This window comes from Priestia sp. TGN 0903, from assembly GCF_050846855.1.
GTDB lineage: Bacteria > Bacillota > Bacilli > Bacillales > Bacillaceae_H > Priestia > Priestia zanthoxyli.
This window is the reverse complement of record NZ_JBOZGL010000002.1, coordinates 475,218-493,534: the sequence shown is the minus strand read 5'-3', so window position 1 is coordinate 493,534 and position 18,317 is coordinate 475,218. Positions and strand designations below refer to the sequence as shown.

Sequence of the window (18,317 nt, the reverse complement as noted above, 5' to 3'; positions counted from 1 at the left end):
TAGTTAACTAGAAAAGAACGTTAATAAACGGATGATATCCTTACACACGTGCTGAACGTTTTCCAAGAAAAGCAGTGAAGATAAAACATATACTAAAAGCGACGGCTGAAACGAAAAAGCCAAGCATCCACCCTAAAGCTCGCATAAACGTATCTTCATTGGGATACAGAGGCTTAACGCTTAGCCACTGGATCACCATAATCAATGCTACGATCAAGTAAAAGCTGCTTCCTGTTAAAGCCATTTTAAGACGGTTTTTAAATGACCCTGTCCACGCTGTACTAAAAGCGCTCCACGTGAGAATACTTACAATCGTCGCTAAAAACATAAGAACAAGATGTAAATAAGGGATATCTGTAAACATAAGAAGATAGAGTAAAAATATCGTAGTGCCAAAATATAAAGCATTAATGCCAAATAAATAGCCTCCGCTCAGCCAGTGGTTTTGAAACCACTTTTTCTTGCTGAGACGTTCTACCACTCCGCTGGGAACCCACAGCGTACGCGAAAAAATAATCATCACCAGCACAAGTACCATGCCGGCCAAAAAGAATGTTGACACTTTTTCATCAACCTTTCTATTTAAAGTAAATATGGTTAATTATACAATTAATAACAAAATTAAACTATTGTTTTCTTTACTAATGAAGAGGCTGAGACAAACGTATTTTATTAGTGGTAGGGAAATTTGAACGATGCATTGAGATTCTTGGTAGAGAATTAAATTCGTTCGGATTTTTTATGGATAGGCTGAATGTAAGTTTTATGTAGGTAGCTGCTTCTAGCTGTTGATTGGAGGGCAAGGCGAAGACTCCTGCGGGAAAAGCGGAACAGGTGAGACCCCGCAGAAGCGTAAGCGACGAGGAGGCTCACCGGCCGCCCGCGGAAAGCGAAGCCTTGCACGGAAATTAACAGCGGTGTCACAAACAATTCATATGAGCTCATTTATCCTATTTGTTCGTCTTTCAATGGGAGTAATTTAGAGATGTCTTAATCTCTATTTACATTCTTCCTCCAGTAAACGGATTGATTTCCCCTGTTAAATCACGTCCTGCTTTCTTTTCTTCGTAAGCGATGCGCTTGCCAATCGTAATTTTATTCCAAATTAGTGGAACCCAAATACACGCTCCGAAAAAAATCATCCAAAAAAGTTCTCCCATTTCTTCCACCCTTTCATTTTTTGCTTTTATTTTGAAGACAATAAGAAACGCGCATACGGTTTTTATTCTTGATTTGAATCACTCATGCCGTATGAAAAGAAATAAACCAGGACTGATAAAGCCATTCCGTAAGTGGTCCAAGCCGCTAGTAAAATGGCGTACTGATGATTGATAAAAAACACTCCGCTTGAAATCAGCAGCAGTATAAAACTAATCCATTTTATTTTTTTCATTACTCTATCCCCTTTACTTAACCTTTTACAGTAAGTTTCTTATTGTCTACTTGTTATTACGGACGAAATGTATAAAAGTTCCATTTTTTTAAAAAATAACCGAAAAAGAATTTGATAAAACGTTCAACTATCGATTATCATATACCTTAAAGTAAGCTTTACGATTCATAAGTGGGAGTGAACAATCTTGTCTTATAGCATGAAAGAAATGAATGAAAAAACCGGGCTTTCCGCACCGACTTTGCGCTATTATGAAAAAGAAGGAATCCTTCCTTTTGTAGAACGTGATGAGAATGAAAAGCGCCTCTATAACGATACGAATATTGAGTGGATCCGTTTTATCTTAGCTCTGCGCTCAACTGGCATGCCGCTTGCAGAAATAAAGCGCTATGTAGAGCTCTATAAACAAGGAGAAAGCACGATTAAAGAACGAAAAAACATGATGCTTCAGCACAAAGAAGCGGTAGAAGAAGAAATGGCCAAAACTTTTAAATACCTCGAGCAAATTAACTACAAGTTAGCTTTGTACGACTCACTAGAAGCAAGGTTAGAGCAAAAAGAAATTAAAATATAAACACAAAAGTCCGCAGGTGCACCTGCGGACTTTTTATTAATACAGTGAATTTACGGTGTTTAGCAGTTCTTCTGACCATGTCCAATCGCTGATTTCAACTGCATCTGTTACGTGGTGCAATTTACTAGCTCCGATAATGCTTGATGTCACAGCGGGCTGATTTAGCACCCATGAAAGAGCAAACTGAGACAAGCTTACTTCATGTTGTTCTGCTAACTTGCGATACTGCTCCACCAGCTGAAAGTTTCGGTCAGTAAAGTAGTTTCGCAGCAGCTTTTCACCATGTGCAGCACGGCTTTCTGGCGGCACGTCATTTGGTGTTTTATATTTGCCTGAAAGCATGCCGCGCGCTAACGGACTGTATACCATAACGCCTACACCTTCGGATTGACTAAACGGCAGCAGCTCTTGTTCAATTTCACGAGAGAGAAGATTGTACTGAGGCTGAACGGAAATAAATTTTTCAAGATTCATGTTGTCACTAATATGATGAGACTTTGCGATTTGCCACGCGGCATAATTGGAGCAGCCAATATAACGAACTTTGCCTTGACGAACTAAATCATCTAGCGTGCGAAGCGTTTCTTCCATAGGTGTATGGTGATCAAAAAGATGAACTTGATAAAGATCGATGTAGTCCGTCTGCAGTCGTCGCAGCTGATTATCAACTTCTCTCATAATATGTGTGCGTGAAAGACCTTTATCATTTTTGCCTTTTCCTACGGCAATGCCGACTTTTGTTGCAAGCACAACATCATCTCGTTTTCCTTTTAACGCGCGTCCAATAATTTCTTCAGATTCCCCTGTGCCTTATCTAAACTCTTCATCCTGCCCTTTTCCGTAATAGTTGGCTGTGTCAATGAAGTTAATTCCGTTTTCAATGGCGCTATGTAAAATAGCTGCCGACGCTTTTTCGTCAATCCATCGTCCAAACGCCATGGTACCTAGACATAAATTTGATACTTCCAGACCTGTTGTTCCAAGCTTTCGATATTGCATCGATACCCTCTCCTTTTTATTTCTGTTTATAGTCACTATTATCATACACCTTAATGTGCACTTTAAGACAAGCCTTGAGCGTGCGTGCATATACAAAAAACTGTTAGGAACAGGCAGTGCTTCTAGCAGTTTTTTGGTTCATTTCCCGCTTATTTTTTTACAATTCGCTTCTTCATTAGACATAATATGGTAAGATAAATCATAGCTTACCCATTATCGAAACTACATTAAGCTGCCGCCGTTAAAATCACGGCAATTCCATTAAAACAAGCGTGAATGATTATACTAGGAAGCAACGACTTTGTTTTTTCGTACACCCAAGCGAATACGAGACCTGAAAAAAAGTTAACGGGCAAGGTATTGTACGTTGGAATATGCACCAGCATAAAGATAAACGAACTTCCCGCCAATCCAAATACAATCCCTCCTTTACGTTTCAGCCACGTATAAAAAAAACCTCGGTAAATAATCTCTTCATAAAAAGGTGAGATCACAGCGGCTGAAACAAAAGCAAGTATAAATGAAAACAGCGACAGGTCATGCTGTAAACTGGCTGTTTTTTTATTTTCATACGTCATACCAAACCATTCCATGAGTACAACAATTGCCACACTTCCTAAGATCAGCACAAAAAGCCAAAAAAGAATGAGCGGCCAGTGACGTTTTGAAAACGATTGAAAACCAATTTTTCTATCACCATCCTGCACCATCAGCCAATACAGAGCTGATAAAAACACAGTTGCCATAACAAATCCAGTAGCTGTTCCAGCATAGAGCTCACTTTTAAATAGCGACTGTAAAACGTGCTGCAATGCTCCTTCAATGAAAACAGGAACACCAATAAACGTAACGACTAGCATAATTACAAATGATTTTATTGTCCATAATCCTTGATTTTGTTGTTTCAATTTACTTCGCCTCCCTTTTACCTATATTCAGTGTAAAAGGTGACGTAACGTTACCTGCAAGCATTTTTTTGGAGGGATTAAACATGATTTATTTTTCTACGGGGCAAGCCGCTAAAAAATTAGGGCTCACGGTGCGTACGCTTCGTTACTACGATCAAATCGGATTGCTTCATCCATCGTCAAAAGCCGAAAATGGAAAACGCTCCTACTCAGAAACGGACTTAGTCACACTAGAGAAAATTACCCTGTTAAAAAACTTAGCCGTTCCTTTGCGAGATATTGAACTTATTCTTCATCAAGTAAGTATTGATGAACTTTTAGCGATTCATCAGCAAAAACTTCAGCAAAAAGCTTCAGAAATTCATCGAGCTTTAGAACATACCCACACTCTTCGCAACAGTATAAAAATAGAAGGTGAACTAAACTGGAAGCAGCTCCTTCCTTTAGTTCACAATCAGCCTACTACACAAAGCAGCTGGACTGATCTACTTTCAATAGAAGAAAGTGAGATTCTGCAGCGTGATATGCCTAAACTGGAGAATGAGAGTGCTGATAAATGGATCAGTATCATTAAACGAATTCAGCTGTGTTTAAAGCATCAGCGTTCACCACAGTCTGAAGATGGCCAGCTGATTGCGGCGGATATACTGCTTTTATCAAGTGAGCTATTTGGCCCTCATACCGATTTAGAGAAAGCCTTTTGGGATATTCGCAAATCTCCTGAGGCATCCAGTTCACTTAATCTCTATCCTATTGACAGCGAAGTCCTTCAATTTATTGAAGATGCGATTATTTTTTACGAACAACACATAAAGGAATGAAAGTATTGAAAAAAGAAAAGCTGTTTGCTAATTCTTCTTATAAAAAATTATTTATTTCAAGTACTGCGGCAAGCTTCGGAGATTTATTTGATATGTTTGCGGTGATGACGCTTTTTACATACGTGTGGCACGCAAATTCCCTCTGGATTACGCTTATTCCTGTCGCGTACGCTTTGCCTAGCATCCTGCTAAGTCAAGCAGCTGGAAATTTAGCAGACCGCTACAATAAAGTACAGCTGATGTTTCTGTCTGAACTAGTCCGTCTTCTGTTTACATGTCTGTTATTTTTCACAAATGAACCGCTTTTGGCACTAGGGGTGCTGACGCTGCGCTCTATGAGTTCTGTTATGAAAGTGCCCGCACAGCTCGCTTACGTTCGAGAAGTGGTCAAAGAAGATCAGCTGCTGCAGGCCTCTGCTTTACAAAACATTATGTTTCAAATTGCCAAAGTTGTGGGACCGTTTCTCGGAGCCGCCGCGCTGACGTTTACAACACCTAAAGCATGTATTTTAGTTAACGCCGCAGCTTGTATGATTTCTATCGGCGTGCTGTTTTCACTTAAAAAAGCAGGTAAAAATATTCAAGGGCAAGCTGCTCGTTCTTCCCATCAAGCGAAAGAAGCGTACTCAAACGGCTGGAAACTCGTTTTTCAGCACCCAATTCTTTTACGTGTCGTTGTTTTGTTTCACGTTTCATACTTTGTCGTCATGCTTGTTGACGCTCAAATTAGCATCTTTCTTCGAGATGTGCTCCCTCATAACCCGGAAATGCTCGGCTGGCTGCTTTCTGGAATTGGGATAGGAGCGCTAGCAACAGGAGTGTATCTTAATCGAAAAAAACACGTTCATCATCCATTTAGGCTTTTATCACTTGGACTGCTTCTATTTGGAGGGGCTTTATTTTTCATTAGCTGCTTTAACCCAGCCGTTATGTCACGCTATTTTATTTTGATTGCTGCACCTATCGGTGGCGCCGGAGTTGGACTTAATTTGCTGCTGTTTAACTATATCGTTCAAAAGTACAGTGACAAAGAGCACCTAGGGAAAGTGTACGGATTCATTAACACCTTAACGAGCGCCGTTTTACTTACTGCTCCTGTTCTTGGAGGCATGGTCGTAAAGCTTGCAGGTGCTCAGACGACTTTTTTAACGGCGGCAATCATCGTAGTAGTCGTTGGATTTGTGAGTATGGTGATGCCGCTGCGTGATAAACCGGAAAGAAACGTTCAGATTGACGCATAAAAAATATCTTTCCTTATTCCCCTGCAGCCGGCTGGATTTTAGGGACACTGCTTTTGCTAGGAAACTCTTTTTATACGAGAAGATACTTACATAGAAGAACAGCCAAAAAGTAAATATCAGTCCGGAGCCGTATATACAAACCTTCATTCGGTTATGGTAAAATAGATAAGCAAAAACTGGATGTAAGGAGATTTTTAGTTTGAAAACGGGATTAATATCTGGCATTATATCTTTAATTATTGTGATTATCATTTCTATTACAGCAGGCAACTGGCAGTATATTTACTATATTTCAGGCCCTCTTGGCATATTACTTACGGCAATTGCACTCGTAACCTTACTGGATACATTTCGATTTGAAACAAGAGGACCTTACTTTACCCCGGTCCGGCAGCGAGAGGATACAGAATGGATGAAACGTTTTATTATTGCAGCTGTTCCTCATTTAGTTGCTTCTTGTATTTGTATTTTATTTTTATAGAGCTCAAAAAAAGGTTAAAACATAACGAAATGAAGCTAACCTAAAGACGAATAAATGAGATACATGAGCTGAACCGCTTGTTACACCGCAGTTGATTTCCGTACAAGGCTTCGCTTTCCGCGGGCGGCTGCTGAGCCTCCTCGTCGCTTGGCTCCTGCGGGGTCTCACCTCTTCCGCTTGTTCCGCTTGTTCCGCTTGTTCCGCAGGAGTCTTCGCCTTGCCCTCCAATCAACTGCTAGAAGGAACGAAACAGATAAAACTATATTCACCATCGTAAAAAAAACGAACCACTAATCAAACATGTTAATTAGTGGTTCGTTTTTCACTTGCGCTAAAGTACTTTTGTCAAAGCTTCTTTTCTCATTTACGAAATGCCGCGCGACATACCGTAATAATCAATACGGTAGTCCACAGATCCCTCTGCAAATACATTTACAGCTGATTTAGAATCTTTTTTCGGGAATACGCGGGAAGTGAAGACAATTTTACCGCCGTTTATATAAATTTCGACAATGCTTTTGTCGACAAATACGCGAACATCGACTTCATTTGACGCCGTCCATTTTTCAGAGCGAACGACACCGTATTCCGTTGCATATTGATGGTGGAATGAAGAGCGGTCGAGTCTCACTTCTTGCTTTTCTGTATCAAACACAAGGCGAAGCTCTTCTTCTTTACTATTAAACAGCTCTAAACCAAACTGTTTGGCCCCTATCTCGCGGAACGTCATATTGATTTCATAGGCATTGTTTGTTGCTTCATCAATAATCACTTCTTCATTTTTTAGCGTTCCTCTAAAATGAACCGCTTGATCTCGAAGCTTATTTAACTCTTCTACAGGCTTTTGAACAAGTTCATTACCTTCAAGGGAAAGCTCACGAGGAAGCGTTAATGCATGGGCCCATCCGTATTCGTCTGATGGATAGTCAACGTCCGGGTTTCCAATCCATGCAAATAGCAAGCGACGTCCGCTTTCATCTTGAAACGTTTGCGGTGCATAAAAGTCAAATCCTTTATCAATTTCACGGTAATACTCCATTTCAAACGTTAAACTTTCCACATCAAAGGTTCCCACCGCGTAAATCACATTATAAATATTATGAAAATCGTGGCTGTCCGCTTTAATTCCCTGCGGTGAAAAGACAAACACATCTTTTCCGTCCAGTTTAAAGTAATCCGGGCACTCCCACATATAGCCAAAGTCAGGAAGCGATGTTTGAACTTCGCCTTTAAATGACCACTGAAGCGCATCGCTTGATTCATACACAATTAATGCGCCCGTTTCGTTTTCACGCTGAGCGCCCAGCAGCATATAATATGTATCATTTTCTTTCCATACTTTCGGATCGCGCACATGTCCTGTATACCCATCAGGAACGCCTCGTACCGCTGGATTGTGCGTGTATTTTTCTACACTTCCATCCCTTTTTAGCATCGCGATACATTGATTAGCTGAGCGTGAGCCGTCTTCGTATTTTACATTCCCCGTATAAAACAGCAGCCCTTGACCATCTTTTTTGATAGCGCCGCCTGAGTATGCGCCGTGCGATTCATATTCTTCCGTTGGTGTTAGGGCAACCGGAAGGCGTTCCCACGTTACTAAATCCGTAGATTTCACATGAGCCCAGTGCTTCATTCCATGCATCGCACCGTACGGATACCACTGATAAAACACGTGATATTCACCGTTTAATTGAATCAATCCGTTTGGATCATTCATCAGTCCGTACTGTGGATGAATATGATAAATCGGCTGCCAGCTGTCTTTGATTGCTTTGTCTTTTAATGCTTCTAACTCTCCAGATTTTGCTTCTAAAATCGTTCTGTACTTCGATTCAGCCATTTCTTCAATCCCTCCAGCATCTAAAAAAAGAGAACGTATTCTCCTTGCACTCTATGATATAAAATTTCAAGTGAAAATGCTACCAAAGAACGAATGTTGTCGTTTTCTTGTGTCGGATTTTATAGATAAGTTTTTTTCTGTTTTTATAGCAGAAAAGAAGGTTTTTCTGTCAGGTGGTTGAATACTATATACAATCAAATTTCACCAGCCTGTACGAGCGTCCGACGGCACTTGCAGAGTTTTTTAGCGAATCATTTGCGTTTTGCAGGAAGTATTCAACAAAATGGTAAACCCTTCATATTACATATTATAAAAGGAGGAAATGTCATGACAAAAGAAAACGTAAAAGAAACAGTGGGTAAAGAAACAAAAGGTGGAAGCAAAGAGTTATTAGTCGGCACTTTAGTAGGCAGCGTAGTGGGTGTAACAACAGCTTTACTAGTAGCGCCAAAGTCAGGAAAAGAGCTGCGTGCTTCTATTCAAGACGGAGCGAATCAAGCACTTGCTAAAACAGGTCAAGTGAAAGAAACGGTATATGCAAAAGGCCAAGATCTCAAACAGCGCACGGCTCGTCTTTCACAAAAAGTCTCCGAACAATCTTCGCAAGTTGTCAACAAAGTGAAATCTCTACGCACTGCTAAAGAACAGCCGCTTGCAGAAACGGCTGCAGCAGAAGAGCTTGAAACGACAGAAATCGTTCAAGATCCTGTTCTTGAAGCTGAAGCGGTGCAAGAAGAATTAAATACAATTACGCAAGAAGTAAGTGACTTAGAACAATCTGTCGATGAAACAAGACGTTAATAACGAGCTGTAGAGATATCTCTACAGCTTTTATGTATATTCGCTATCCTTCCCACCCTTCAAAAAAATAGCCTCCATACGGACACGGCTCTGATTCCGGCAGTTCTTCATAACGCTGTCCACTGTAATACTTCGCCAGCACAATCTTAGGCTTCAAAACCGCTATCCCTTCACTGTCTTCTTGCTCCGCTCCGCGTTCTCTCATCAAACAAAAAATATCCATTCCCGCAAATTCTCCGTACCCTTGATAGCACGACTCATAATAAACTTTACCAGGTGTCACCAAATAACACTCCCGCTGCCACGACGGCTGCTTACTGTAGACACTCGCAATACTTATTCCACTCACTGCACACTTCCAGCTGCAAATTCCAACCATATAACGCCTCCAACGACTTAATAGTCTATTCATCTACAACTTTTGATGAAATCAAACGTCCTGAGAAATGTACAGCATTTTATCGTCGATCAAAAACCTACGCTACCAGATTCCCTGACCCCTTGAATTCCCCCAAAAAGGTCCACCTATGCGGAAGTTGGCAGCCCGCAAGGGAGGACAACTTCCGCTTAGGTCTAGCTCTGTCTCCTTGGCTGCTCTTTAGCCACGGAGACAGAGCTACATCGATAAAAATAAAAAAGGTCTGATAAATCGACCATTTCTGGTGATTATCAGACCTCAAGTTTTTCTGCATTTGAGCGGCTTATTTGCTGTTCAAGCGATTTAGCCAGCAGGACAATTTCATGATCTACATATTTTGTTTTGATTTCTTCAATTTCCATTAATGTTTTAGAAAAGCTTTCTGCATTATTTCCCTGTCTGTGCTGCACATCTTTAAAGAAATCAAGCAGTGCCTCGTTAGACTGCGTTGGACGGCTAAAATCAATCGTGTACATTTTGTACCCCAGTGTTAAATTTGTTGTAGTTGTCATAATTATTTCCCCCATTCTTCCTATAGTGATATATCTTCTACTCTTTACCCTTTAATTCCTTCTTTTTAACCTAAATTAATTATTTTTTTCAAAAAAACTTCCCATTATAAGAAAAACACCCTTATAACAAGGATGTTAGAGTATTCTTCCCTTCGGTACAATTCCAGATGCAAAGTCATCTTTGAACTTAAAGCTAGCAGAATTGTTTTCCTCTAGAAAATGTATTTCCCATTTAAAGACGGGATATTCAGGCTTGTACATTTCGACTTTCTGATTGGGATTTTCTTCTAATCTTGCAATTACTCGTTTGAATCCTTCATATGCAATCCACCAGTCGCTTCCGGTTTCATCGGTAATAAAACAAATAGAACCGTCAATTAAATGAAGGTTTTGCTTGATATCATCAGCATTGGTAAAATACGCATTTCCAAACGTTTGAAGACAACGATCGCAATAACCTGCTTTGCCTCCATCTTTATAAATCCAGTGTGCGATTGGCTCACTGCAGTCTTTACACGTATTCGTCACTTCTTGAAGAAATGTCTTGCCGCTCCACTGTTCTTTTTCATTTTCAAACACGGTCCATACTAAATAATCCTCCGTTTGCTCTGAAATAAAAAGGCGAAACGGCTCGTCTCGATGCCAAAAATGAATATTCTGTTCGTCTGATTCTTCAAAGTCTATGACAAAATTATCTCGTTCTAATATATGTCGAATAACATTGGTTAAAAAGGTAACATCCATACAAGGACCTCCCGTACTAAGCATAGCTTCTAGTAATATAGCGTTTATGAGTTAAAACATATCACGCGCGCTGAAATAACGTCAATGATTACCTCTTGCTTTCTCCGAAAACTGGAAAAGAAATGGTCAAACGCGCTATAATGGTAGTCATGTTAAAACGGAAAGGAGATTTTATGAAGTTTACCGTTCAATCAGCTGCACTTTTTCTTCTCTTTTTTATTTGTTTAAGCGGCTGTTCGGATAACGCCGAGCAGTCAAAAAAGCCAGCCGGCTATTTAGTTCAAGGGCGAATTTTACAAGTGAAACAGAATGAAATTCTCATTGCAAACGTCATTCCGCGAGATACCGCGCTTGACTATACAACCAAAGAAATACTTGGTTCTAGCGATGTACAGCCTATTTATGTAAAAGTTGCAGATGATCAAACATACAAAAAAGGACAGCTCGTTAAAGCATGGCTCAAAAAAGACAAAAGCGTTCAGTATTCTGTTCCCGCAAAAGGCGAGGCTGTGGAAGTCAACATTTTAAAACAGCCGTAGAAAAGCTCCTGTTACAGGAGCTTCCTTCGCGTCAGCGGACGTTCGGTCCGATTCATTTTATGCTGTTCAAAATCCCACTTTTCTAAAAAGCGCTTTGCTGATATATAACCAGATTCATATAAAAACTCGATTTCTTCTTCTTTTAATGCAAAATCCGTTGCCGTAATCACACCCGTTGGAATTTGTACGGTTCGTTCTTTTGTCTCCGCGTTCAAATACCGCAAATCGTGAGCTTGCAGCATCGTTGTAAACATGCTTTTAAATAAATGGACAGGTGTTGGAATAATAGCAGCTGTATCAATTTCTTCTTTTACAAATCGAAAACCAAACGTCGGGAAACGCGGATGCTCGGTATCAAACAGCCAAATCGGAAAATTGCTTAAAAGCGCTCCATCGACAATGTATGACCTCTTGAACCCTTTGGATTTCCAAATGACGGGACGAAAGAAAAAAGGAATGGACGCACTCATCATCACGGCTTGTGAAATCTTCATATCGCTTGGCTGCATTCCGTATCGGGGCAAATCGTCAGGGAGCACAAGCATCTGTCCGTTCGAAATATCTGAGGCAATAATTTTCAGCTTATCTGCAGGCAAATCTGCAAACGTTTCGATTCCTTTTTCACGCAGCAGACCGTACACCCATTTTTCCAAATAATCATTTTTATAAAAACCTAAATGAACCATCAGTTCAATCAAGTTGCCAATGAGAGGAATTCGGTTAATGATCGTTTTTCCGCGAAACTTGGCATAGTCCATGTTTTGAAGCTCCTTGCGAATTTCCCCGCTTTTATAGCCGCTCGCCAAAAGTGCCGCAATCAACGCTCCGGCTGACGTACCTGCTAGACGCTGCCATTCTACATTGCTTTCTTCCATCGCTTCAATCGCACCGGTGAATGCGATTCCTCGAACTCCTCCCCCTTCAAACACAGCATCTGCTTTCACATCTTTCCCCTCCTATACAACTCTCTAGTTTTTATATACCCTTTTTTATATTCAGGTTTTCGCTACTCCATACCTTTTATTTTTTAACAAAAAAAGACTGTTTCTTTGATCGAAACAGTCTTTTCTTTACAGTCGCTTTATTACCATTCGATAGTAATTCATTGTCAGCCAGTAGAAAATGAAATAAATAACCCCGTATACTGCATCCGCTATTAAAACAGGAACGATCAGACTTTCACCGGTTAGATTCGTAATGACCTTCAGCGCAAATAGACTGTGCAAGATGCCAATTACTAAAGGCAAACCAAACGTAAACAGCTGCTGCTTTCGAACGGCGCTCATCATTTGAGACACTGAAAACCCAAGCTTGCGCAGTACTTCAAATCTTTTGCGCTCTTGTTCGGCTTCGGAGATTTGCTTAAAATAAATAATACTGCCCGTTGCCATCAAAAAGACGAGCCCTAAAAATCCTCCAATAAAAATAAACAATCCTTTACTCATTAAGCCTGCCTGAAACACATCATAGTATGAAGTACGGCTTTCTCCAGCTTCTTTTGCGATTTGATGATAGTTCTTAGTAAGTTCGTTTTGTTTGTTTCCATCATCGGTATTAAATACGTACACCGCTTGCTTTTTTCCAGCCTTTGAAAGTTTGATAAACGTGTCGTGATTGACTACAAACTGATAGCCGGCACTGTCAGAATCAAGAATGAGCAAAGGCTCGGATTTAACGACTTTTAAAGCAAGCTCTTCTGATTTGTTCAGCTGCACAGCTGCGGTTTTACCTGTACTAGGCTTAAACACTTTTCCTTTTGCCATTGAATCAAAAATAACGGTTTCATTTGCGCTTAGCGCAGGAACCGAAACGCCATTTTTCCGCACTTCTTCTTCATCTAAAAAGCTGATTTGTTCCCTATCTTTATAGTAGCCCGATGTAATAAATCGAAAATCCGATAAATCAGCGGAATGCTTCACGATATGATAGACATACTGATTTGATTGGATATCTAACTCACGCAGTACATCTATAAAGCCTTGCGCTGCGTTTTTACTGTGCAGCGTATAGTCATAAGGCTGCATGCTTCTGGCATCGGCTTTTGTGTTATAGTACGAGGAATACGTCACACCAACTGCTACAAGTGTAGTAGCCGACAAAATCGTAATTAGGGTTAACACTCGTGCATTTGCTTTAATGCGATACATCATCGTAGAAACGCTTAGCATATTTGCAAACGAATAATATCGGCTTGCATGCTCTCGGTAAAGTCCCATCAGCCACTCAATTGTGGCTTTAAAAAGTAAAAATGTACCGAAAATGACCGAGAACAGTACAACGGCTACAATTAGAAAAAAATTAGGCGTCACAATGTTTCCCGATGAAAGGTAGTACCCATAGCCAACGAGTAAGATACCCAGTCCTCCCACTGCAATTGAGCGTTTCGAATTCATTTTATTTACGCGTTCACTTTTGCTTTCTGCTTGAAACAAATCTAATAGCGTATAGCGGTACATAATAAAATAGCCTTGAAACGAGATAAAAATGGTAACAATCAAAAACACTACGGCTGTTTTCAAAACCGCTTGAAGAGAAAATGTGAGCGTAATAGAAAACGACAGTCCCATAAGCTTTAGTAAAAACAGCACAAACAGCCTTGAAAACACGGTACCTAGTAAAATACCGACCACCAAAGAAAAAATCCCCAGCAGCATATTCTCGTAGAAAATCATTTTCCCAATCGTACGTTTTTCAATACCGACTAAATGATACAGTCCGAGCTCTCTCTTACGCTGTCTGATAAAAAATGAGTTTGTGTACCAAATAAAGACAACAATAAAAGTAAGCAAAACGTAATTTGAAGCATTAAAAATGCCCTGCAGCCTCATCTCTTCTCCAATCACTTTTGAAATCGATTGGTCGTACTGAAGCGTAGCAAACACATAGTACACAACAATACTAAAAATCATTGAAAAGAAATAAAGGCTGTACCGACTAATATTTTTGCGCATATTCTTTTTAACAAGATCAAATACGGTCATAGCCTTCACCGCCTAATGCGCCTTGAATGTTCATAATTCGTTTGAAAAATTCTTGTCTCGTTTGTTCGCCTTTAAACAGCTCCGTGTAAATTTGTCCGTCTTTAATAAACAGCACGCGGCTGCAGTAGCTTGAAGCCAGCGGATCATGCGTCACCATAATAATGGTGGCACGGTCTTCTTGATTTAACTGGGACATCTTTTCAAGCAGGCTTGAAGCGGCCTTGGAATCAAGAGCTCCGGTAGGTTCATCGGCGAAAATAACGGCTGGATTCGTAATCATTGCTCTCGCTGCTGCAACGCGCTGTTTTTGTCCACCAGAAATCTCATACGGGTACTTACCCGCCAGCTCATAGATGCCTAGTCGCGTTGCGGTGTCTTTCAGCTTCGCTTCCATTTCTTTCTTAGACATTTTTGTAACCGTAAGCGGCAGAAGAATATTTTCTTTTACTGTTAACGTATCCAGTAAATTATAATCTTGAAAAATAAATCCTAGATGATTGCGTCTGAAAGCAGACAGCTTCTTATCTTTCATGAGCGCTACGTTTTCTCCTTGAATCCATACCTCGCCATCTGTGGGACGGTCAATCGTTGAAAGAATGTTCATCAGCGTCGTTTTTCCCGCTCCAGATGGTCCCATAATACCGACAAACTCTCCTTCTTCGATTGTAAAATCAATTCCTTGTAGCGCTTCGTATACGTTTCCTCTTGATCCAAACGTTTTGGTTACATTTTTCCCTTCAAGGACAATACTCATTTCCCTTCCTCCTTTCGTTCTTTTGTAGGCCACACGCTTTTCACCCGCTGCGGCAGCTCATTTTTTGTTATAATGTCATATTTCCGAACTTCGTTACCTCGAACAAAAAGGTCAATAACCGTTCCTTCTTTTAACTGTTTAATCGTCGTAAACGTTTGAAACGTTGTTTGTCCTTTTTCGTTTATTACTGAAATGGTATATTGAACTCGTCCATAGTCGTCCACTTTTTTTGCTTCTTTTGGGATGATCCCGTATTGATGCTCCGTTGCGGCGTTTTGATAAATCTTTACTCCTCCTATACATGCTCCCACAATAAAAATCAGGGCTAAAAGACTAATCCACTTTCGCTTCATGTACGTTCCCTCCTTGTGTATAGCTCTATCTTACTTCTTAACAAGGAAAGATTCGTTTGAAGCAGATGACAATCTCGGCTTTCAACCTTACATTTTTGAAAGGTTATCAAAAGAATTCGGTTTGTAGAAGGTCAAAATTACCGTGGTTCCCTCGTGTAAAAGTGAATGTACCTCTATTCGATGGCCAAGAGCATCTGTAATTTTTTTTGAAAAATACAGCCCTAGCCCCGTAGCTCCTTTCGATTTTCTTCCGACATTTCCTGTAAATCCTTTTTCAAATATGCGCGGAAGGTCTTGTGGTGGAATGCCCTCCCCTTGGTCAACGATAAATAACTTCACATACTTCGGCGTTTCTTCACTAAAAAAAGAAAGCTTTCCTTCTAGAGGGCTATATTTAATTGCATTGGATAACACTTGCTTCACAACAAACTGCATCCACTTTGGGTCAGTGTGCACTAACGTATCTAGATTCTTTTCATCAATATACAGTCTTTTCTCAATACACCATTTCGAGAAATACGCAACGTTTGGAAAAACAAGTTCGCTTAGCGACACTGCCTGCACCTGGTAATCTTTTTCTAAGTGACGCAGACGTGCGGCATATAAATTCTGATCTACTAACCCATCAATTTTCATCCATTCATCTTCAATATCCTTAAGCCAAGGCCATTTATAAAGCTCTGTACGACGAGCGTTAATAAGCAGCTTCATAGCAGTAAGCGGCGTTTTGATTTCATGAACCCACGTCGTTATATATTCCTGCTGTTCTCGCTGCTGTACGTGAAGAGAGTGAGTTTGTCTGCGATAGACACGATCTATACGCTGCAGCAGACTCAGCATGTCTTCATCTGCTTTCGTTCGCACGTATGAATGCATTTCTTGTAAATCGTACGCGTCATTCTGCAGCATTAAACTTAATCTTTTTATAAATCTTCTTTCTTTTACTCCTCTCCATAAAAGAAACAGAATTAGCATACACAGCGTTAAAAGATTCAAGTACCAAAACGAAGTAGACGATACCTTAATATCATACTCGAGAAGCAGCAGAGCATCGATTACACTCAGCCATAGAAGAACGAATAGAATCCAGCTTAGCCTTTCTCTTAAAAAACTTTTCCACATTTTAATTCACCAGATATCCTTGACCTTTTTTGGTCACGATTTGATCATTCAGCCCGATTTCTTCCAGCTTGGTACGAATGCGTGTGATGTTGACTGAAAGCGTATTGTCACTTACAAATTTCTCATCTTCCCATAATCTTCGCATAAGCTCTTCTCGCGATACAATCTTGCCTCGCTCTTCCAAAAGAAGCCGTAAAATAAAAAATTCATTTTTCGTTAAATGAACTTCTCGATCGTTATAATGCAAACTTCCTTTTTTTAAGTCTAGCACCGCGCCGTTCCACTCGATAACGTCTGAAATCGTGTCTCCATACGAATACGTTCTGCGCAGAAGTGCCTGCACTTTAGCAATAAGAACATCCAAGTTAAACGGCTTTTGGATATAGTCATCCGCCCCAACATTCATTGCCATAACAATGTCCATTGGATGTTCACGAGACGACAGAAATACGATAGGAGTTTTTGAAACTGTACGTATTTGCTGACACCAGTAAAACCCGTCATATACAGGTAAATTCACGTCTAAAATGACCAATTCTGGGCTTTCTGCAATAAATACTTCCATCACCTTTTGAAAATCTTCTACTCCAGCCACTTCAAATGACCACTGTTCGAATTTTTCTTTCACTAATTCATATATTTTGCTATCGTCTTCTACAATTAAAATTTTCATACCTTCACCTCTGTATTCTCCTATGTATTATGTATACCCGACTGTTGAGGGTTTTCTTAAAAGTTCATCTAACCCATTAGCATGACGGCAATTTTCTTAAAAATAAACTTTTTATGTCTGTAAAATGAAGAATGAACGAGTATTATCGTAGTGTAAACTTGTGCATGATACAAGTATCTCTGTTTAAATACTACAAAATAATGACAATATCGTTAATAAGTAATCTTTAAACTCCATTAAATGCTCATTTTTTGTTACTATAGTATATAAGATGAAAACTTAAACTAATTTGACATGTGGATATGTAAAAAGGAGCTAGTTATCAATGAGTGTACCCAACAAATTACGCGACAACGCAATGGTGATGTTAAAAGAGACAAGCCGAACATTTTTTATTCCAATTAGCCACTTGCCGGCAGAATTGCAAGATGCAGTAGGATCTGCTTACTTATGTATGAGGGCAATTGATGAAATTGAAGATCACCCTGAGCTAGAAGCCGGTGTAAAAAGCCGCTTGCTTTACGCCATTAGTGACCTGTTAAAAAAGTCTTTTAACGAAGACGACTACATGGCATTAGTAGGTCCTTATCAAGCTGATTTACCTGACGTAACGCTTCAGCTCGGCAACTGGATTGCGCTTTGTCCGACTGGAGTTGCAGATCAAGTATTAGATGCAACTTCTATTATGGCCAAAGGAATGGCCGATTGGGTAGAAAAAGACTGGCATATTCAAAATGAAGCGGATTTAGATGACTATACGTTCTATGTAGCTGGTCTAGTAGGCGTGATGCTTAACGACATTTGGAAATGGTATGACGGCACGGATACAGACAAAGAATTAGCCATTGCATTTGGACGCGGCTTGCAGTCTGTAAATATTCTGCGCAATACCTCGGAAGATTCAGAGCGTGGAGTCAGCTTCTTCCCTAACAACTGGAGCAGAGAAGATATGTTTGCCTATGCTCGCCGCAATCTGTCACTAGGAAAGAAATATTTAGAAGATGTCAAATCGCTTCCGATTCTTCATTTCTGTAAAATTCCGTTAGCGCTTGCCGATGGAACGTTAAACGCCTTAATGAAAGGAAAAGAAAAAATGACGCGTGACGATGTAAATAAAACGGTAAGTGAAGTTGTGGATATGTAAAAGCAAAAGCACGGAG

General features: G+C 40.1%; 22 protein-coding genes and 2 pseudogenes. 8 read left to right on the top strand and 16 right to left on the bottom strand.

Annotation, left to right across the window (positions count from 1 at the left end):
- Positions 1-40 precede the first annotated feature (40 nt).
- Positions 41-562, bottom strand: coding sequence for a hypothetical protein (locus tag ACRPLY_RS08930; RefSeq protein ID WP_432231750.1), 522 nt, complete (start codon positions 560-562; stop codon positions 41-43).
- A gap of 226 nt (positions 563-788) precedes the next feature.
- Here ACRPLY_RS08930 and ACRPLY_RS08925 point away from each other — a divergent pair, with 226 nt between their 5' ends.
- A complete protein-coding gene (locus tag ACRPLY_RS08925; RefSeq protein ID WP_048407606.1) occupies positions 789-983 on the top strand; it encodes a hypothetical protein in 195 nt (64 codons plus the stop codon).
- An 18-nt stretch (positions 984-1,001) separates the two neighbouring features.
- Here ACRPLY_RS08925 and ACRPLY_RS08920 read toward each other — a convergent pair whose 3' ends face one another.
- Together ACRPLY_RS08920 and ACRPLY_RS08915 are read right to left on the bottom strand one after the other, a co-directional pair.
- Complete coding sequence (locus tag ACRPLY_RS08920) at positions 1,002-1,160, bottom strand: hypothetical protein (RefSeq protein WP_432231749.1); 159 nt, start codon at positions 1,158-1,160, stop codon at positions 1,002-1,004.
- A gap of 62 nt (positions 1,161-1,222) precedes the next feature.
- Positions 1,223-1,393 (bottom strand): hypothetical protein, encoded by a 171-nt coding sequence (locus ACRPLY_RS08915; protein WP_432231748.1) that lies wholly within the window; start codon positions 1,391-1,393, stop codon positions 1,223-1,225.
- 187 nt (positions 1,394-1,580) lie between these two features.
- Between ACRPLY_RS08915 and ACRPLY_RS08910 the strand changes: the two genes are divergently transcribed.
- The gene (locus tag ACRPLY_RS08910; RefSeq protein WP_432231747.1) at positions 1,581-1,967 is read left to right on the top strand and encodes a MerR family transcriptional regulator; all 387 of its coding nucleotides are present in this window, start codon (positions 1,581-1,583) and stop codon (positions 1,965-1,967) included.
- Positions 1,968-2,003: 36 nt separating this feature from the next.
- On the opposite strand, the pseudogene ACRPLY_RS08905 reads toward ACRPLY_RS08910, so the two are convergent.
- Together ACRPLY_RS08905 and ACRPLY_RS08900 are read right to left on the bottom strand one after the other, a co-directional pair.
- A pseudogene (locus ACRPLY_RS08905) lies at positions 2,004-2,966 on the bottom strand (aldo/keto reductase).
- A gap of 227 nt (positions 2,967-3,193) precedes the next feature.
- Positions 3,194-3,874 (bottom strand): CPBP family intramembrane glutamic endopeptidase, encoded by a 681-nt coding sequence (locus tag ACRPLY_RS08900; protein ID WP_432231746.1) that lies wholly within the window; start codon positions 3,872-3,874, stop codon positions 3,194-3,196.
- An 83-nt stretch (positions 3,875-3,957) separates the two neighbouring features.
- Here ACRPLY_RS08900 and ACRPLY_RS08895 point away from each other — a divergent pair, with 83 nt between their 5' ends.
- The 3 genes from ACRPLY_RS08895 (at position 3,958) to ACRPLY_RS08885 (ending at position 6,417) form a co-directional block, all read left to right on the top strand.
- A complete protein-coding gene (locus ACRPLY_RS08895; protein ID WP_432231745.1) occupies positions 3,958-4,695 on the top strand; it encodes a MerR family transcriptional regulator in 738 nt (245 codons plus the stop codon).
- The gene (locus ACRPLY_RS08890; RefSeq protein WP_432231744.1) at positions 4,692-5,936 is read left to right on the top strand and encodes an MFS transporter; all 1,245 of its coding nucleotides are present in this window, start codon (positions 4,692-4,694) and stop codon (positions 5,934-5,936) included. The genes ACRPLY_RS08895 and ACRPLY_RS08890 overlap by 4 nt, the downstream gene beginning before the upstream one ends.
- A gap of 199 nt (positions 5,937-6,135) precedes the next feature.
- Positions 6,136-6,417, top strand: a complete 282-nt coding sequence (locus ACRPLY_RS08885) for a hypothetical protein (RefSeq protein WP_028414975.1) — start codon at positions 6,136-6,138, stop codon at positions 6,415-6,417.
- 40 nt (positions 6,418-6,457) lie between these two features.
- Here ACRPLY_RS08885 and ACRPLY_RS08880 read toward each other — a convergent pair.
- Together ACRPLY_RS08880 and ACRPLY_RS08875 are read right to left on the bottom strand one after the other, a co-directional pair.
- Positions 6,458-6,649, bottom strand: a pseudogene (locus ACRPLY_RS08880) (hypothetical protein).
- Between the two features lie 132 nt (positions 6,650-6,781).
- A complete protein-coding gene (locus ACRPLY_RS08875; RefSeq protein ID WP_154992279.1) occupies positions 6,782-8,260 on the bottom strand; it encodes a glycoside hydrolase family 32 protein in 1,479 nt (492 codons plus the stop codon).
- A 327-nt stretch (positions 8,261-8,587) separates the two neighbouring features.
- Here ACRPLY_RS08875 and ACRPLY_RS08870 point away from each other — a divergent pair, with 327 nt between their 5' ends.
- The gene (locus ACRPLY_RS08870; protein ID WP_013058548.1) at positions 8,588-9,061 is read left to right on the top strand and encodes a YtxH domain-containing protein; all 474 of its coding nucleotides are present in this window, start codon (positions 8,588-8,590) and stop codon (positions 9,059-9,061) included.
- A gap of 43 nt (positions 9,062-9,104) precedes the next feature.
- Here ACRPLY_RS08870 and ACRPLY_RS08865 read toward each other — a convergent pair whose 3' ends face one another.
- The 3 genes from ACRPLY_RS08865 to ACRPLY_RS08855 all read right to left on the bottom strand — a co-directional run bounded on the left by ACRPLY_RS08865 (position 9,105) and on the right by ACRPLY_RS08855 (position 10,735).
- A complete protein-coding gene (locus ACRPLY_RS08865; RefSeq protein WP_432231743.1) occupies positions 9,105-9,440 on the bottom strand; it encodes a hypothetical protein in 336 nt (111 codons plus the stop codon).
- A gap of 290 nt (positions 9,441-9,730) precedes the next feature.
- A complete protein-coding gene (locus tag ACRPLY_RS08860) occupies positions 9,731-9,991 on the bottom strand; it encodes a hypothetical protein (RefSeq protein WP_016765166.1) in 261 nt (86 codons plus the stop codon).
- A 135-nt stretch (positions 9,992-10,126) separates the two neighbouring features.
- Positions 10,127-10,735 (bottom strand): hypothetical protein, encoded by a 609-nt coding sequence (locus ACRPLY_RS08855; RefSeq protein ID WP_047750010.1) that lies wholly within the window; start codon positions 10,733-10,735, stop codon positions 10,127-10,129.
- A gap of 173 nt (positions 10,736-10,908) precedes the next feature.
- Between ACRPLY_RS08855 and ACRPLY_RS08850 the strand changes: the two genes are divergently transcribed.
- On the top strand, positions 10,909-11,274 hold the full coding sequence (locus tag ACRPLY_RS08850) for a DUF3221 domain-containing protein (protein ID WP_028414979.1): 366 nt from the start codon (positions 10,909-10,911) through the stop codon (positions 11,272-11,274).
- Positions 11,275-11,285: 11 nt separating this feature from the next.
- On the opposite strand, the gene ACRPLY_RS08845 is transcribed toward ACRPLY_RS08850, so the two are convergent.
- The 6 genes from ACRPLY_RS08845 to ACRPLY_RS08820 form a co-directional block, all read right to left on the bottom strand.
- The gene (locus ACRPLY_RS08845; RefSeq protein ID WP_028414980.1) at positions 11,286-12,218 is read right to left on the bottom strand and encodes a patatin-like phospholipase family protein; all 933 of its coding nucleotides are present in this window, start codon (positions 12,216-12,218) and stop codon (positions 11,286-11,288) included.
- A gap of 126 nt (positions 12,219-12,344) precedes the next feature.
- The gene (locus ACRPLY_RS08840; RefSeq protein WP_432231742.1) at positions 12,345-14,255 is read right to left on the bottom strand and encodes an FtsX-like permease family protein; all 1,911 of its coding nucleotides are present in this window, start codon (positions 14,253-14,255) and stop codon (positions 12,345-12,347) included.
- On the bottom strand, positions 14,242-15,009 hold the full coding sequence (locus ACRPLY_RS08835; RefSeq protein WP_223546221.1) for an ABC transporter ATP-binding protein: 768 nt from the start codon (positions 15,007-15,009) through the stop codon (positions 14,242-14,244). The genes ACRPLY_RS08840 and ACRPLY_RS08835 overlap by 14 nt, the downstream gene beginning before the upstream one ends.
- Positions 15,006-15,362, bottom strand: a complete 357-nt coding sequence (locus tag ACRPLY_RS08830; RefSeq protein ID WP_028414983.1) for a YxeA family protein — start codon at positions 15,360-15,362, stop codon at positions 15,006-15,008. The genes ACRPLY_RS08835 and ACRPLY_RS08830 overlap by 4 nt, the downstream gene beginning before the upstream one ends.
- Positions 15,363-15,449: 87 nt before the next feature.
- Complete coding sequence (locus ACRPLY_RS08825) at positions 15,450-16,484, bottom strand: sensor histidine kinase (protein WP_432231741.1); 1,035 nt, start codon at positions 16,482-16,484, stop codon at positions 15,450-15,452.
- Between the two features lies 1 nt (position 16,485).
- Positions 16,486-17,157, bottom strand: a complete 672-nt coding sequence (locus ACRPLY_RS08820) for a response regulator transcription factor (RefSeq protein WP_028414985.1) — start codon at positions 17,155-17,157, stop codon at positions 16,486-16,488.
- Positions 17,158-17,482: 325 nt separating this feature from the next.
- Here ACRPLY_RS08820 and ACRPLY_RS08815 point away from each other — a divergent pair, with 325 nt between their 5' ends.
- On the top strand, positions 17,483-18,301 hold the full coding sequence (locus tag ACRPLY_RS08815) for a squalene/phytoene synthase family protein (protein ID WP_028414986.1): 819 nt from the start codon (positions 17,483-17,485) through the stop codon (positions 18,299-18,301).
- Positions 18,302-18,317: the final 16 nt, after the last annotated feature.